This is a genomic window from Streptomyces sp. NPDC036764 (assembly GCF_055609385.1).
In genome coordinates, this window is sequence record NZ_JBVJPT010000013.1 from 1 (window position 1) to 13,476 (window position 13,476).

Annotated in this window: 10 protein-coding genes and 6 pseudogenes; 6 read left to right on the forward strand and 10 right to left on the reverse strand. The window is 69.3% G+C overall.

The window, feature by feature from the left end; genetic code table 11:
- Positions 1-77 precede the first annotated feature (77 nt).
- Both ACZ69Q_RS34370 and ACZ69Q_RS34375 read left to right on the forward strand, forming a co-directional pair.
- A complete protein-coding gene (locus ACZ69Q_RS34370) occupies positions 78-323 on the forward strand; it encodes a hypothetical protein (RefSeq protein ID WP_471049707.1) in 246 nt (81 codons plus the stop codon).
- Between the two features lie 100 nt (positions 324-423).
- A pseudogene (locus ACZ69Q_RS34375) lies at positions 424-1,281 on the forward strand (IS481 family transposase); the annotation flags it as partial.
- Positions 1,282-1,321: 40 nt separating this feature from the next.
- Here ACZ69Q_RS34375 and ACZ69Q_RS34380 read toward each other — a convergent pair.
- The 6 genes and pseudogenes from ACZ69Q_RS34380 to ACZ69Q_RS34405 form a co-directional block, all read right to left on the reverse strand.
- Positions 1,322-1,725 (reverse strand): annotated as a pseudogene (locus ACZ69Q_RS34380) (hypothetical protein).
- Between the two features lie 248 nt (positions 1,726-1,973).
- Complete coding sequence (locus tag ACZ69Q_RS34385; protein ID WP_471049709.1) at positions 1,974-2,528, reverse strand: TetR family transcriptional regulator; 555 nt, start codon at positions 2,526-2,528, stop codon at positions 1,974-1,976.
- A 127-nt stretch (positions 2,529-2,655) separates the two neighbouring features.
- Positions 2,656-3,981: an amidohydrolase family protein gene (locus ACZ69Q_RS34390; protein ID WP_471049712.1), complete on the reverse strand. Its 1,326-nt coding sequence runs from the start codon at positions 3,979-3,981 to the stop codon at positions 2,656-2,658.
- Complete coding sequence (locus ACZ69Q_RS34395) at positions 3,978-5,576, reverse strand: FAD-dependent oxidoreductase (protein WP_471049714.1); 1,599 nt, start codon at positions 5,574-5,576, stop codon at positions 3,978-3,980. The genes ACZ69Q_RS34390 and ACZ69Q_RS34395 overlap by 4 nt, the downstream gene beginning before the upstream one ends.
- Complete coding sequence (locus ACZ69Q_RS34400; RefSeq protein ID WP_471049717.1) at positions 5,573-6,478, reverse strand: alpha/beta fold hydrolase; 906 nt, start codon at positions 6,476-6,478, stop codon at positions 5,573-5,575. The genes ACZ69Q_RS34395 and ACZ69Q_RS34400 overlap by 4 nt, the downstream gene beginning before the upstream one ends.
- Positions 6,479-6,497: 19 nt before the next feature.
- On the reverse strand, positions 6,498-7,331 hold the full coding sequence (locus tag ACZ69Q_RS34405) for an alpha/beta fold hydrolase (protein ID WP_471049720.1): 834 nt from the start codon (positions 7,329-7,331) through the stop codon (positions 6,498-6,500).
- 135 nt (positions 7,332-7,466) lie between these two features.
- On the opposite strand from ACZ69Q_RS34405, the gene ACZ69Q_RS34410 reads away from it, so the two are divergent.
- Entirely contained in the window at positions 7,467-7,685 is a 219-nt protein-coding gene (locus tag ACZ69Q_RS34410; protein ID WP_471049723.1) for a TetR family transcriptional regulator, read from the forward strand.
- Positions 7,636-7,866 (forward strand): TetR/AcrR family transcriptional regulator C-terminal domain-containing protein, encoded by a 231-nt coding sequence (locus tag ACZ69Q_RS34415; protein ID WP_471049726.1) that lies wholly within the window; start codon positions 7,636-7,638, stop codon positions 7,864-7,866. The genes ACZ69Q_RS34410 and ACZ69Q_RS34415 overlap by 50 nt, the downstream gene beginning before the upstream one ends.
- A gap of 1,026 nt (positions 7,867-8,892) precedes the next feature.
- On the opposite strand, the gene ACZ69Q_RS34420 is transcribed toward ACZ69Q_RS34415, so the two are convergent.
- The 3 genes and pseudogenes from ACZ69Q_RS34420 to ACZ69Q_RS34430 all read right to left on the reverse strand — a co-directional run bounded on the left by ACZ69Q_RS34420 (position 8,893) and on the right by ACZ69Q_RS34430 (position 12,365).
- Positions 8,893-10,695 carry a thiamine pyrophosphate-requiring protein gene (locus ACZ69Q_RS34420; RefSeq protein WP_471049728.1) on the reverse strand — a complete coding sequence of 601 codons (1,803 nt, stop codon included), beginning with the start codon at positions 10,693-10,695 and terminating at the stop codon, positions 8,893-8,895.
- Between the two features lie 194 nt (positions 10,696-10,889).
- Positions 10,890-11,805 (reverse strand): annotated as a pseudogene (locus ACZ69Q_RS34425) (FAD-binding oxidoreductase); the annotation flags it as partial.
- A gap of 65 nt (positions 11,806-11,870) precedes the next feature.
- The gene (locus ACZ69Q_RS34430) at positions 11,871-12,365 is read right to left on the reverse strand and encodes a cysteine hydrolase family protein (protein ID WP_471050268.1); all 495 of its coding nucleotides are present in this window, start codon (positions 12,363-12,365) and stop codon (positions 11,871-11,873) included.
- Between ACZ69Q_RS34430 and ACZ69Q_RS34435 the strand changes: the two are divergent.
- Both ACZ69Q_RS34435 and ACZ69Q_RS34440 read left to right on the forward strand, forming a co-directional pair.
- Positions 12,339-12,458: pseudogene (locus ACZ69Q_RS34435) on the forward strand (Zn-dependent alcohol dehydrogenase); the annotation flags it as partial. The gene ACZ69Q_RS34430 and the pseudogene ACZ69Q_RS34435 sit on opposite strands and share 27 nt — an antisense overlap.
- Positions 12,455-12,742, forward strand: a pseudogene (locus tag ACZ69Q_RS34440) (SDR family NAD(P)-dependent oxidoreductase); the annotation flags it as partial. The pseudogenes ACZ69Q_RS34435 and ACZ69Q_RS34440, both read left to right, overlap by 4 nt.
- Here ACZ69Q_RS34440 and ACZ69Q_RS34445 read toward each other — a convergent pair.
- Positions 12,731-13,378: pseudogene (locus ACZ69Q_RS34445) on the reverse strand (transposase family protein); the annotation flags it as partial. The pseudogenes ACZ69Q_RS34440 and ACZ69Q_RS34445 overlap by 12 nt on opposite strands.
- Positions 13,379-13,476: the final 98 nt, after the last annotated feature.

The window sequence follows — 13,476 nt, forward strand, 5'->3', positions numbered from 1 at the left end:
TCCGACACCCGCGGCCGGCCCGTCGCAGCCCGCGGTATCAGCGGAGCGAGTAACTCCCACTCCTGATCGGTGAGTTCATGACGACGTATCACCCCCACCATGATCCACCACCGACGATCTTTGAAGACGGACCCTACTTCCTCACGATCGAGCCGGACCCTGATGAGTGGCGCATCGTCGTCAGCAGCGAGTGCAACAGTTGGTTCGAGAGCGCGGGCACCTTCTGCGACTTCCTCGTGCGCTGCTTCGACCGCATCGACCGGCCGCCTTTCATGGCCCGAGCCTGGCCCACTCCTGATGCCCGCTACCACTCCGATGCCTGATGCGGCGCTCGCGTCGCCTGGCTCGGGATGTGGCTGACACCCGCTTCAGGAGTTCGATCAACAGGGCTTCAGGAGCATCGAAGGTCAGGAAGGCAGGGCCGATGTGTTGCCGGTGGTCCTGCCCGCCCGCCTCGACCTGGTCACTCCTGCGGCTCCGCCGGATCCGCCGCCTGAACCGGCGTCGGTGGCCTGGCCGTTGGCCGAGGGCGAGATCGGTGCGATCGAGGTGGAGCGGCAGGTTCCTGCTTCGGGGAATCTGAGCCTGCGCGGGCAGCAGATCTGGTTCGGTCCGGCCCTGGCCGGCACTCGGGTGACGTTGCGCATCAACGTGAACCGGCTGCATGTGCTGATCGGCGGGGCACGGCACAAGACGCTGCCCTCGAAACTGTCCGGCCGGGACCTCAAAGCCCTGCTGGCCAGCGGCGATGCCCGTCCAGCCGGACCCTGGCCCGATGATCCCGGCCCGGCCGACGACTCCGCGAAGGCGGTGGAGGTCGATCGCACCGTCAACGCGGTCGGCTACGTCGGCCTGGGCGGCGACAAGGCCCTCATCGGCTGGCCGTTCGCCGGACAACGAGTCACCCTGCGGCTCGACGGACGGATCCTTCAGGTCCTCGACGAACAGCGGGTCCTCAAGGCCACCCTGCCCAGCCCGCTGCCGCCGTCGGCCTGCAGTCGTCTGCAGGGCGGCCGTCCGGCCGGCCCTCCACCACTGCTGCCACCGCCCGGCGAGCAGATCGCCGAGCGCACCGTCAGCAGCACCGGCGGCTTCGTGGTCGCCGGACAACGCATCCAGCTCGGCCGCGGCCATGCCCGCCAGATTGTCACCGCCCACCTGGACGAGACCAGCATCCGCATCTTCCAGGGAACCGAGCTGATCACCACCGTCCCCCGCGTCACCAGGAAGGAGGTGGTGGTCCGCAACTCCGGCGAACACAATCGCCGAAAGATCGTCTAGGGCAGACGTCAAGCATCACCCGACGCCAACCCGTCAACCATCAACTGAGACTCGACACGGTCTGCTGGGCCGGTCGGGGCTTGAAGTCGTAGGCGCAGGAGGGCAGTTGCCTGCCTTCGCGGTGCGCGAGCGGTAGGAAGATCACCGGTCGGATGGTCCAGGTGATGCGGGTCGTGGTGTGGGTGATGGACACCGTGCAGGGCTCGCAGCGCAGGAGGGCTCGGCGGGTCTCTATGCGGCCGTCGTACAGCCAGTCCCATGCCTGGGAGGATGCGTCCGGTCGAATGCCGGTGAGATGGTGCGGAGCGCGACGGCTACCCATCTGTCGGCCTGGGGCGCCGAGTAGGCGTCGAACGACCTCCGTAGTTCCACCCCGCCCTCGCCGTTGAGGTCTTCGGTCCAGCACTCGCACCAGTAACCGCGGCGGGCCTCATCCTTCAGCACAGGCGGTCTCCCGGTCGGGTGCCGGTGAAGAGTTCCGCGGTGACCGTGTAGCCGGCCTTGCTGCCGTGGATAGCGACTCGGTGGGCGAGAGCGGTGTTGCACACCGACCAGCAGTTGTTTCCGAACTCCTGGTACGACACAGCCTGCGGAGGCGTGAGGTTGAGGAGAGGTCAGGTCTCCTGCCCGTCGCCCTGTCCGTTCAGGGGCAGGCGCTCGAGCTGAGCGTCTGCCTCTTCTGCTGTGTCGGGTCAGGTACGGGCGGCAAGCCTGGCTTCGACGCCGTCGAGAAGCGACTGCAGTCCGAAGGACACATACGGGCGAGGGGTGGCTGCGAGGGCGGCGCCGATCGCGAACGTGACGACGCTCTGGGCGGCTTGCTCGGCATCCCGCCTGGTGAGGCCGGACGCCTCGCAGACCGCGAGCAGGTGCTCGTCATGGCGGTCCCTGGCCGGGCCGTCAAGAGGCTGGATGGTCATGGCGGCCAGCAGCCAGGGGCGCCTGAGAAGCATCGAACGCAGGTTGTCGGCCATGGCCAGGAGGACCGGACGCCATCCGACGCCGTCGAGAGCGGGGAGAGGTGTCTGCCCCCAGACGGTGTCAGCGGCCAGCAGGAGCAGATCCTGTCTGCTCCTGACGTGCCAGTAGAGTGCCGCCGCGGTGATGCCGAGACGGCTGCCGAGTTTTCGCATGCTCAGACTCTCGATGCCGCCCTCGTCCAGAAGGGCGATGGCCGCCTGGATGATCTGCTCCTGGTGCAGGGCGTCGCGGGGCATCCCCGCGGTAGGCGGCATGGGGCTGCTCACGGGACCTTCTTGCTGTGGGAACGAGGCCGCGGTGTGCGGCTCTGAGGGCGCGGGGCCATCGCGCCGACGAGGACGGGGTGTCGTGCGCGTCGGCGCGCGGTTCATGCGTGGGGGCCGTTGCGGTATGTCAGCCGGGAGAGCCCGCGGGCCCGATGCCGCGCAGCAGCCGCTCTCCGGACTCGCGTAGCTGGTCCTTGACCTCGTCGAGGCCGGATGCGAGCAGGACGTGATCGCGTTTGCGCCAGGTGCCGGCGACCATCACGGCTTCGATGTTGGCGATGTCGGCGTGCAGGACCGTGGCGACCGGGTCGTGCGCCGGCCACAGGTTGAGCGCCCGGGCGTCGACGGCGACCAGGTCGGCCTGCATGCCCGCCTCGATCCGGCCCACCTTGTCTGCCAGGCCCAGTGCCTTCGCTCCTTCGACCGTGGCCCAGGCAAGCGCCTGTTTGCTGGTGACAGACGGTGTGTTGGCGTACATGCCGGTCGTCTGCCGGTGGTGGGCGTGGTCCAGGCTGCGCTGGTGGGCCAGAGCGATCCGGGCGGCGGTGAGGACCGTGCCGGGTACGGCGGTGTCGATGTCGGTGCCCAGGGAGGGCGCCGCGTCCAGGCTCAGCAGGGATCCGATGATGGGTGTGCCGTGACCCTGGCCCAGTTCGTTCTCCGGGGTGGTGGTGAAGGTGACGCCCGCCTCGACCAGCGTCTTCAGCCAGTCCTCGGGCAGGTCGGCTCCGTGCACGACGTTGGTCAGGGGACTGAACAGCCCGGCGTTGCGCACGGCTTCCCAACCGGGTGAGGGTTCGCCGCCGCTCTGGTGCATCGAGACGACGAGGCCGCGTTCCGCGCCGGCTCGGAAGTCGGCCACCGCGGTCTCGGCGGAGGAGTATTGCGGCCCCTGGAGGGCCATGCCCAGGGTGAGGAGGGCGTGGTCGCGGACGGGGCCGTCGAGCAGCCGGTCGATCTCGGCGAGCGGGTGGGGGATCTCCGGCGAGCGGTAGGGCGTGCCGTGCAGGAAGACGGCGCGGATCCCGGCCTGGACCAGTCCCTCGACGGCCGCGTCGGCGTGCTCGGGCGACAGGACGTTGTGACACCAGTCGCCGAGGGTGGTGGTACCGCAGTTGATCTGGTTCAGGGCGCCGGCGAGATTGCTGATGCGCATGTCGGCCGGGGTGTAGTGCCCGACGCACTCGCCGTGCAGGTGGGTGAGGTACTCCATCAGCGTCCAGTCGGCGCCCACGGAGCGCAGCGCGGTCTGCCAGGTGTGCAGATGGGCGTTGACCAGGCCGGGGATGAGGACGCGGCCGGAGAAGTCGACGACCTCGGCGTCGGGCGCCTCGATGGTTTCGCCAACGGCGGCGATGGTCTCGCCGTCGACGAGGATGTCGACATGCTCGGCGTCCGGCCGGTCCGGCGTCATCGTGATGACTTGCGCCCCGCGCAGCAGTATGCGGCTCATTCAGTGGCCCCCGAACCGGGGGAGGTGTGGCTCTGCTGTGACATGGTGCGGCTCCTTGCCTGCGGCGTCATTGCCCGCACGGCGGCTTGTGTGGTGGTGAGGAAATCCCGAGTGGCGATGTGCCCGATGTAGCCGTCGGGACGGATCAGCAGCAGAGTGTCGCCGGTCAGGCCGTAGGCACTCTGCAGCGTGTTCTTGGGGTCGGAGAAGGCGCGGCCGTCGCCCGCGGCCGATCCGACAGTGAGCTGCTTCAGCCGGGCGCCCGTCGTCGGCCAGTCGAGGAGTTCGAGGTCCTGGGCGGCGCCGGGCCCGTAGGCGATGGCGGTGAAGTGCGGTCCCTGGAAGAGGTTGAACAGGCGGGTCTCGGCGCCGTCGGCGCCGAGCAGTCGGGCGTCCGGGGCACGGTCGCCCACATGCAGCGTGCTGGTGCCGCTAATGTCGCCGTCGGCGGGGGCGAGCGGGCCGCCGTAGTAGGTCAGGGCGAGCTGCTGCTCGTCCTTGCCCCGCTTCATGCTCGACGGGTCGAGCTTGGCGAGGCCGCCCCACTTCTCCGTGGACAGTCCCAGGACCCCGGCGGCGATCGGCTGCCGCTCGGCCTCGTAGGTGTCCAGAAGGGCCGGGTCGGCTCCGGCGAGGACCTGGCCGAGCTTCCAGCCGAGGTTGTAGCCGTCCTGCATACCGGTGTTCAAGCCCTGGGCACCGGCCGGGGTGTGGACGTGCGCGGCGTCGCCGACGAGGAAGACACGTCCGCGGCCGTAGTGCTTCGCAAGACGGATGTTGGGCCGGAACACGGACTTCCAGTGGATCTCGTGGAGCTGGATGTGCCGGTTGCGGGTGTGGGAGTGGATCCGGTCGATGATGGTGCCGATCTCCTGGGGCGGCCTCTCGTCGGGCGTGAGCCGGATCATCCACTGGAACATGTCGCTGTCGGGGAGCGGGCAGGCGCCGATGAGCTTGCCGCCGAGGCCGGGCCACATGTGCCACCGGTTGCGGGCCAGGCCACTTACGGAGGCATCCACGATCAGCACGCGGTCGGACTCGTCCGTCGTCCCGGCGAAACCGATGTCGAGCTGCTTGCGCACCACGCTGGAGCCGCCGTCGGCCCCCACGGCATAGCGGGCGACGATCTCCTCGACCCCGTCCGCGCCCACCACCTTGGCGACCACCGTGTCCTCGTCCTGCGTCAGCTCGGTCAGTTCCTTGCTGAACTCGACCTCGCGGCCGAGCTCACTGAGCCGGGCGTGCAGGGCGCGATCCGTGCGGAACTGCGGAATCAGCCAGGTGTTCGGGTACGGGACGTCCGGGGTTGCCTCTTTGTGGGGGAACATCTTCCACGGCACACCGATGGGTCCTGCATGGATCCCGAGCTTGGGATAGATGTCGCCGCCGGCCAGCACGTCGTCGAGAGCGCCGAGGTCTTCGAGGACTTCGAGGCTGCGGGGCTGGATGCCCTTGGCGCGCGAGCCGTCGAAAGCGTGGGGGGACCTGTCGATGATCCGGACGTCGAGTCCGCGGCGTACGAGGTCGATCGCCAAGGCGGAGCCCGATGGGCCGGCACCGATGATCAGTACGTCGATGGCCTGCGGACTGTTCATGAGTCGAGCCTTTCGGTGCGTGCGGACACGAACGGGACGAGCTGATCGGCGACGTCGCGAGGCCGTTCGTATGGGGCCATGTGCCCGCATTTGTTAATTACGTGATGTTTCTGAGGCTTCAGCAGAGCGCGTGCTGTGTCGAACTGCACCAGCGGCGTGACGTCGTCCTCGTCGCCCCACAGCAGCAGCGTCGGAATGCCCAGTGCCCCCGTCCGCCGGAAGAGGTCGTCACGGCCGGTGAGAGGCAGGTGCTGCAGGGTGTCGAAGACCGCGTACAGCGAGCCCTCGAAGCGGAGGGTGTCGAGGACCGTCTCGGTCAGTTTCGCGCCGAGCTCGGGGTCGCGGACGTTGTGCCCGAGGTGCCCCTGGAGGAGCTGAAGGCCGCGACGGCGGGCGACCACTCCGGCCAGCAGATCGCTGCGCAGCAGCCGGTTGGGGGAGGCCAACCGCGGTTTCGCGAGACCGGCGGGTCCAACGATGGTGAGAGTGGACACCGACGAGCGGTACTGGGCGGCGTACGTCATGCTGACCAGCGCGCCCATGGAGGTGCCGACCAGGTGCAGGGGCCGCGCCGTCAGGCCGAGCCGGTCCGTCAGCTCGGCCAACTGCCGCGTGAACAGTGTCTCGTCGTATCGCGCCTGTACCCGGTCGGAGTAGCCGCGGCCGTAGGCGCTGCAGGTCAGAGTGCGCAGCCCGCGGGCGTGCAGCTCGCTGACGAGGCCGTCCCAGTAGAACAGCGGGATGGTCAGACCGCCCGCCATCAGGACCACATCCCCGTCCTCGGGCCCCGTCAACTCGTAGTGGGTGACGCCGTCGGACAGCTCGATGAAACTGCCGCGCAGCGCCTTGCGCGAGTCGGCGGTGAGCTTGCGGTCCTCGCCCGAGGCGACGAAGTACTTCATGGAACGGGCCTCCTTGCCCTCAGTTCGCGGGGGTGTCGGCGCAGGAGCCGAGGAACTTCGCGATCGCGTCCGCGACCCACTGCGGTTCCTCCTCCGGCAGCAGATGTCCGCCGTGGGGGTGGACGAGCTCCTGGGCGCCGGGGATGTCGCGGGTGAAGTGCTGGCCGTCGGTGCTCGCGCTGCGCAGCACCAGCGTGGGCACCGTGATGCGGGGGATCTGCGCGCTGCGGTCCGGCTGGTCGGTGTTGCAGAAGTCGACGAAGGCCGAGCGGTTACCGGGGCGGCTCATGAGCTGATAGGCGCGGTTCACCATGGCGTCGTCCACGATCTGCGAATGCGGCCCGACGGCCTCGCGCAGGTTGCGTTCGACTGCCCCGCGCGGCATCACCCGCCTCAGCAGGGGCCGCACCAGCGGGTTGCGGGCCAGGCGCATCCCCGCGGGCACCGTCTTCTCCGGGTAGCCGGTGGCATTGACCAGCACCAGGCCGGTCAGCCGCTCCGGATGATCCAGCGCGACGTTCCAGGCGATGTTGCCGCCCAGGGAATTGCCGCCCACCGCGTAGTACGGCACGCCAAGCGCCTGCGCGAAGCCCGCCACCGTCGCGGCGTACGCCGGGATGCGGTAGTCGCGGTCCTTGCGCGGGCCCGTCAGTCCGAACGCCGGCAGGTCGGGACGGATGACATCGAACGAATCCGACAGTAGATCCGTCGCGCGGTCGAAGTGCTGCAGAGATGAGGCACTGCCGTGCAGCAGCACGAGTGCCGGGCCGTGCCCAGCACGCTTGTAGTGGATCCGCAGGCCGTCCATCTCGACGAACCGGGAATCGGGCTGGGGCTCAGACCAGGTACTCATAATGGTTACACTGTTACCGATAAGGTGGGTGTGTCAAGAGAAAGCCCCCGCGTGTTACGGCCACGGTGGTCTTGAGCGAGGAGATGGATCAGTTGGTGCGCCGCGCTGCCGGTCCCACCGGACCGGATCGTCGCCATGGCGCTGCGGATCGTCGACGAGGAGGGAGCGGAGGCGCTGTCGATGAGGGCCCTGGCCGAGCGCCTGGGCTCGGGTACGGCGACGCTGTACCGGCATTCGGCAACAGGGCAGAGCTCGTGGCGCAGGTCGTGGACCACATGTTCACTGGCCCGCCACGCGCGCGTATGTGACGCTGGCTCGCTACGTATTTGGCCTGGCGATACAGCTCAACCATGAGAACGGCGCCGGTGGGCCGCGCAATGAGGAGTCGGTCGCTGCCCTGCGGGGCGTGGATCCGGCACAGTTCCCCGCTGTCCACTCGATCGCGGAGGCGTTGCCGGTGCCTGTCGAAGAGGTCTTCTCCGTCGGGTTGGATCTCATCCTCAGGGGACTGGGGGCCTTCCGTGATGGTGGCTGACCAGGGCAACAGATGCGTCGAGCGTCAGGTCGTGCCAGTGGCTGCGTCTGTCGAGCGCGATCTTGTCCATCTCGGGAGTGCGGCCGGAGCGTGCTTCGCGCACTGGGCGACCAGGCACTCATCCCGGCCTGACGTCCCCGGCGCCCGGTGCGCGGCCCCGCTCGACTTCCACGATGCCCGCGGCCAGCTCCCGCGGGTTCCCTGCCCGGCCGCCACCTCGATCACGATGAGCCGATCCCGTAACGGGTTGCCAGGCGGTCCAGCACTGCGGCGACGGTGCCAGGCCAGAGCCACCTCCGGTCCCCGCACACGATTACTCGGGGATCAGCCAATTCCATGGCACTCTTCATCCCCAGGGCGAGCTTCGTCGGCCGACCGGTTTCGAGCCGTGCAAGTTCCCGCTCGCTGATCAATGCTGCGATCGGGCCGGAGTCGTCGGCAAAAATGACCCGAGCGTCAGAAGCTGAGACCCTACGGATGAGATTATCCGAATGCAGAGGGAGTCTCGACACCGCGATTCGGTTGCTGGCATCCAACGGTGACTCCAGCCAAGCGCAACTGTGCAGCAGGAAACCCAGTGCGGATCCTTGGGACACTGCACTTGAGGACCGGTCGCGGGCCAGAGCCTCTCTGATCGGGCGTGAACAACGGGAGGAAGGCGTCAAGAGCGGTCCCGGCGCCTCATCGACCAAGTCCTGCTGCCGCTGCTCACGCCCGACGGACCAGACAGACGTCCCCGGCCAATGCCTCCATCCGCCTTGAGCTCAGGCACAGCGGTGAGCCCTCATCGTGGCCCCGTCACCGTCACGGGAGAGGACCCGGCCGCCGAGAAGGCCGGTGCTGCTCCTGCCCTCACGGTGCGCCGATGGCCGCTGCGTGCCCAGCGTGTTCTACAAGCCCCCGTGGCGTGACGTCCGGGAGTCTCAGCCGCACCACGATGGCAAGTACGGCAGTTCGGCACTGAACAATTCACCGCGCTACTGAACTGTTTCGTGCGCAACTGAACTCTTCAGCGCCGTTCAACACTCACCGTCGCCCCGCCTCGTGTCGGTGCGGCAGGAACTCTTGCATCTTGGCCTTGAAGCCCTGCCGGATCATCCCCGCCCGGTCGCTGTCGCCCTTGAGGACGGCCGAGGCCGCGGCCGCGATCTGGTCGAGGGTGGCGTGCGGCGGGATCGGCGGCACGGCGGGGTCGGTCACGAAGTCGAGCACGCACGGCCGGTCGGCGGCGAGCGCGGCCTCCCAGGCGCCGGCCACCCCGCCCGGCTCGTCGATCCGCATGCCGGTCAGGCCCAGCGAGCGGGCGAAGTCGGCGTACGCGACGTCCGGGAGGGACTGCGAGGGCAGGAACTGCGGGGCGCCCTCCATCGCGCGCATCTCCCAGGTCACCTGGTTGAGGTCCCGGTTGTTGAGGACGGCCACGATGAGCCGCGGGTCTTCCCAGTCCTGCCAGTACTTGGCGATGGTGATGAGCTCGGCCATGCCGTTCATCTGCATCGCCCCGTCGCCGACCAGGGCGATCGCCGGCCGGTTCCCGTACGCGAACTTGGCGCCGATGGCGTAGGGCACGCCCGGCCCCATGGTGGCCAGCGTCCCCGACAGCGAGCCCCGCATCGCCCCGCGCAGCTTCAGGTGCCGGGCGTACCAATTGGCGGCCGAGCCCGAGTCGGCGGACAGGATCACGTCGTCCGGCAGCAGCCCGTTCAGGGCGTGCACGACCTGCTCCGGGTTGACCGGCTCGGCCTCGACGGAGGCCCGCCGCTCCATCACGTCCCACCAGTCCCTGACGTTGTTCTCGATCTTCGTCCGCCAGGAAGTGTCCTCCATCTGCTCCAGCAGCGGCAGCAGCCGGCGCAGCGTCCGCGCGGCGTCGCCGACCAGGTTGACCTCGAAGGGGTAGCGCAGCCCGACCATGTGGGGGTCGATGTCGATCTGCACGGCCCGCGCCTTGCCGAACTCCGGCAGGAACTGCGTGTAGGGGAAGGACGAGCCGATCACCAGCAGCGTTTCGCACTCCCGCATCAGCTCGTACGACGGCCGGGTGCCGAGCAGCCCGATCGCCCCGGTGACGTACGGCAGGTCGTCGTCGAGGGCGTCCTTGCCGAGCAGCGCCTTGGCGACCCCCGCGCCGAGCCGGTCGGCGACCTCCGTCACCTCCGCCCGGGCGCCACGCGCACCCTGACCGATCAGGATCGCGGCCTTGCCGCCGGAGTTGAGGACATCGGCGGCCCGCTGGAGGTCGTCGTCGTCCGGTACCGGCGCGTAGTGCGGCATGCCGAGACTGGACGGCACCATCTTGAAGGCGTGCCCGGGCGGCGCGTAGTCCAGTTCCTGCACGTCGGCCGGGATGATCACGGCGGTCGGCGAGCGCCGGGCCATGGCGGTGCGCAGCGCCCGGTCGAGCACGTTCGGGAGCTGCTCAGGGACGGTGACCATCTCGCAGAAGTCCGAGGCGACGTCCTTGTACAGGGACAGCAGGTCGACCTCCTGCTGGTACGAGCCGCCCATGGCACTGCGGTTGGTCTGACCGACGATCGCCACCACCGGCACATGGTCCAGCTTGGCGTCGTACAGACCGTTCAGGAGATGGATGGCGCCCGGCCCGGAGGTGGCCGCACAGACCCCGACCCGGCCGGAGAACTTGGCGTAGCCGACGGCCTCGAACGCGGACATCTCCTCATGGCGGGACTGGATGAACCTGGGCTTGTTGTCGGCCCGCCCCCAGGCCGCGAGCAGCCCGTTGATGCCGTCGCCCGGGTAGGCGAAGACATGCTCCACGTCCCACTCGCGCAGCCGCTGGAGGAGGTAGTCGGAGACCTTCGTCGACATGGTGAAAGACCTTTCCTGGACTGGGGTACGCGTCATGCGCGGCGCATCTGTCGTACGGCTGCCAGGGCGGCCGTGACCGTGAGGGAGCCGGCGGTCGCGGTGGCGGCCCAGGGGGCCGAGCGGGAGGGGGCGGCGGGTCGCCGGGTCAGGCGTTCGGGACGGTCGCCCGGCAGCGGGCCGTCCAGGCCGAGGGCCAGCGCCTCTATCTGGCCAGGGGAGCAGTGCTCCAGCAGGCGGGGCACGTCGTCGGCGACCCGGCAGATGCCGTCGTACCCGAGCTCCAGCAGCGACTGGTACGCCGGCACCGGGACGAGGTCGAGCTCGGCGTGCAGGACGGTCACCAGGGTGCCCTCGCTGCCCACCAGGGCCCTGGCCACGTCCAGGCCGTTCTCCGGCAGCAGCGAGTCGACGTTGTAGTCGGAGACCCGGCGCGGGATCTTCGGAAACCCGCGCCGGATGTCCGCCAGGTACTCGGCGACGATCCGGTCCAGCCCGTCGTACAGCTCGGCCCGCCGGCCGGACGGCGGCGATCCGCGCCCGCTCCGCCCGCGAGGTCGGCCCCACCCAGGTCCGCACCTCGTCGTACGTCAGCACTTCGAGGCGGCGCACGTTGTCCACCGTCTTCCCGTACGCCTGCGCGGACGCCCCGCACGAGTTGTTGCCGATCATGCCGTCCAGCGCGCAATGGCTGTGCGCCGACGGTTTCGGGCCGAACTGGAGGTGATGGCCGGCCAGCCGCCGGTTGAGCTCGTCCAGGACGATGCCCGGCTCCACCACACAGGTGCGCGCCTCGGGGTCGACGGAGACCAGGGCGTCGCAGTACTTGCTCCAGTCGATGACGGCGGCCGCGTTGGTCGTCTGCCCGGCCAGGCGGGTGCCCCCGCCGCGCGAGAGCACGGGCACGTCGAAGCGGGCGCAGACCTCCACCAGGTGCGCCCCGGCCTCGACGGTCCGGGGGACGACCACGCCCAGCGGGACCTGCCGGTAGTTGGAGCCGTCCGTGGAGTGGGCGCCCCGACTGCCAGGATCGAACCGGACCTCGGCGTCGCTCTCGGCACGCAGGGCCGCCACCAGAACGCCGAGAAGCTCTGCACGGACGCCTGGGCTCATGGCCTGCCTCCGGTCCGGTGAGGATTCCTGTTCGGTACGGACCGCCGGGTACCCAGAAAATCCACCTAACGCGCCGCCACGATCCGGGCGCCCATATTGCGCTCCATCATCTCCAGCGCGGCGGCGCCGAGCCTGGGATGGATGGAGGCCATGGCGTCGCTGGGCACCGTGACATCGAGGTGCCGGATATGCGCGTCCAGGGCGGAGTAAAGGACGCACTGCTCGGTGACCTGGCCGCACAGCACCAGATGACCGACGTCGAGCCGCCACAGCAGATACGCCATGGGGGTCTCGTAGAAGACGGAATGGCGGGCCTTCACCACGAACAGGGAGTCGTCGTCGGGTCGCACCGGCTCCACCAGCGCGGCGTGCGGCGTGGCCAGCGCCCTGTCGAGCAGCTCGCCGTGGTGGGAGCGCCACAGTCCGAAGTTGTCGTTCGCGTAGACGACGGCCGCGTCCGCCTTCCGGGCCCGGCCGATCAGATCCGCGACGACCTGGACGATCCGGCCGACGGCGGGCACGAGCAGCTCGGCGTCAGCAAGGTCGTTCCGCTCACGCAGGCGCCGGCTGCGTTCGAGGCCCGGGAGGGCGGCGGTGACGTGATGAAGATCCTGGTGGACTGCACCGATGACGCCCAGGGAGTGGCCCTGTGACCGCCTTCGACCTCACCGGAAAGCTCGCCGTCGTCACCGGGGCCCGGCGCGGTATCGGCCGGGCCATGGCCCGAGCGCTGGCCGGGGCGGGCGCGGACATCATCGGCGTGAGCGCCTCGCTGGAGGAGTCCGGCAGCGCGGTGGAGAAGGACGTCCTCGCAGCGGGCCGCTCGTTCGAGGCGATCCGGGCCGACTTCGCCGACCCGTCGGTGGTACGGGCCTTGGGCGCGATCCTTGCCGGGCGCGAACGGCCGGTGGACATCCTGGTCAACAACGCGGGCACGGACCCGGCGATGCTCTGCGTTGTCGGCTTCCTCGCCGGCCAGCAGCGGCCGGCCGGGTCGCTTGCGGTGCGGGACGACCAGCCCGGTGTTGATGTAGGCGCCGTCGCCGAGCACCGTGACACCCTGGCACTGCTCCGGCAGGCCGGAGTTGCGCCATACCTGGGTGTCGGCCTTGTTGCCTGGGGCCGGGCGGGCGGTGGCCACGACCAGGCGGGTGTCGGCGTCGATGACGACCTGCACGTTCGCGGAGAACCGGTAGTTGCGGCTCGAATCACCGACCTTGCGGTCACGGACCGGGACCAGCGTGCCGTCCACGATCCACAGCCGGTCCGCGACATCGACGGGACGGGAGGCCGACTCGAGCGCGAGGAGAGGCCGTAGCCGCTGGATCACCCGGCATACCGTCGCCGGCGACACCCCGAACAGCGGCGCGAGCTGCCGCCTGGTCAGGTTCGTCCGGTTGTAGACAGCCACCACCAGCACCCGCTCGGCCAGCGGCAGACACCACGGTCGACCCATTCGCGGGCCGCCGCCACCCCGCTCCCGCACCACCTTCAGCAACCGCTCGAACTGCTTCATCCGCAGCCCCGTGAACGTCTCCACCCACAACGGATCAGCCCTCAACACCCCACGCATACAAGGGAAATGCCCTGCTCACGGCCTTCTGCAAGACGCTTTAGCGGCCGTCAATTTCTTACGTCAGGCGGATGATGAGGGCCGTGAACCACAGTGCC

Bases quoted from the DNA above. Each gene is read 5' to 3' on its own strand.
- ACZ69Q_RS34370 (WP_471049707.1), top strand. From the start codon at position 78: ATGACGACGTATCACCCCCACCATGATCCACCACCGACGATCTTTGAA.
- ACZ69Q_RS34390 (WP_471049712.1), bottom strand. From the start codon at position 3,981: ATGAGCCGCATACTGCTGCGCGGGGCGCAAGTCATCACGATGACGCCG.
- ACZ69Q_RS34395 (WP_471049714.1), bottom strand. From the start codon at position 5,576: ATGAACAGTCCGCAGGCCATCGACGTACTGATCATCGGTGCCGGCCCA.
- ACZ69Q_RS34400 (WP_471049717.1), bottom strand. From the start codon at position 6,478: ATGAAGTACTTCGTCGCCTCGGGCGAGGACCGCAAGCTCACCGCCGAC.
- ACZ69Q_RS34405 (WP_471049720.1), bottom strand. From the start codon at position 7,331: ATGAGTACCTGGTCTGAGCCCCAGCCCGATTCCCGGTTCGTCGAGATG.
- ACZ69Q_RS34410 (WP_471049723.1), top strand. From the start codon at position 7,467: ATGGCGCTGCGGATCGTCGACGAGGAGGGAGCGGAGGCGCTGTCGATG.
- ACZ69Q_RS34420 (WP_471049728.1), bottom strand. From the start codon at position 10,695: ATGTCGACGAAGGTCTCCGACTACCTCCTCCAGCGGCTGCGCGAGTGG.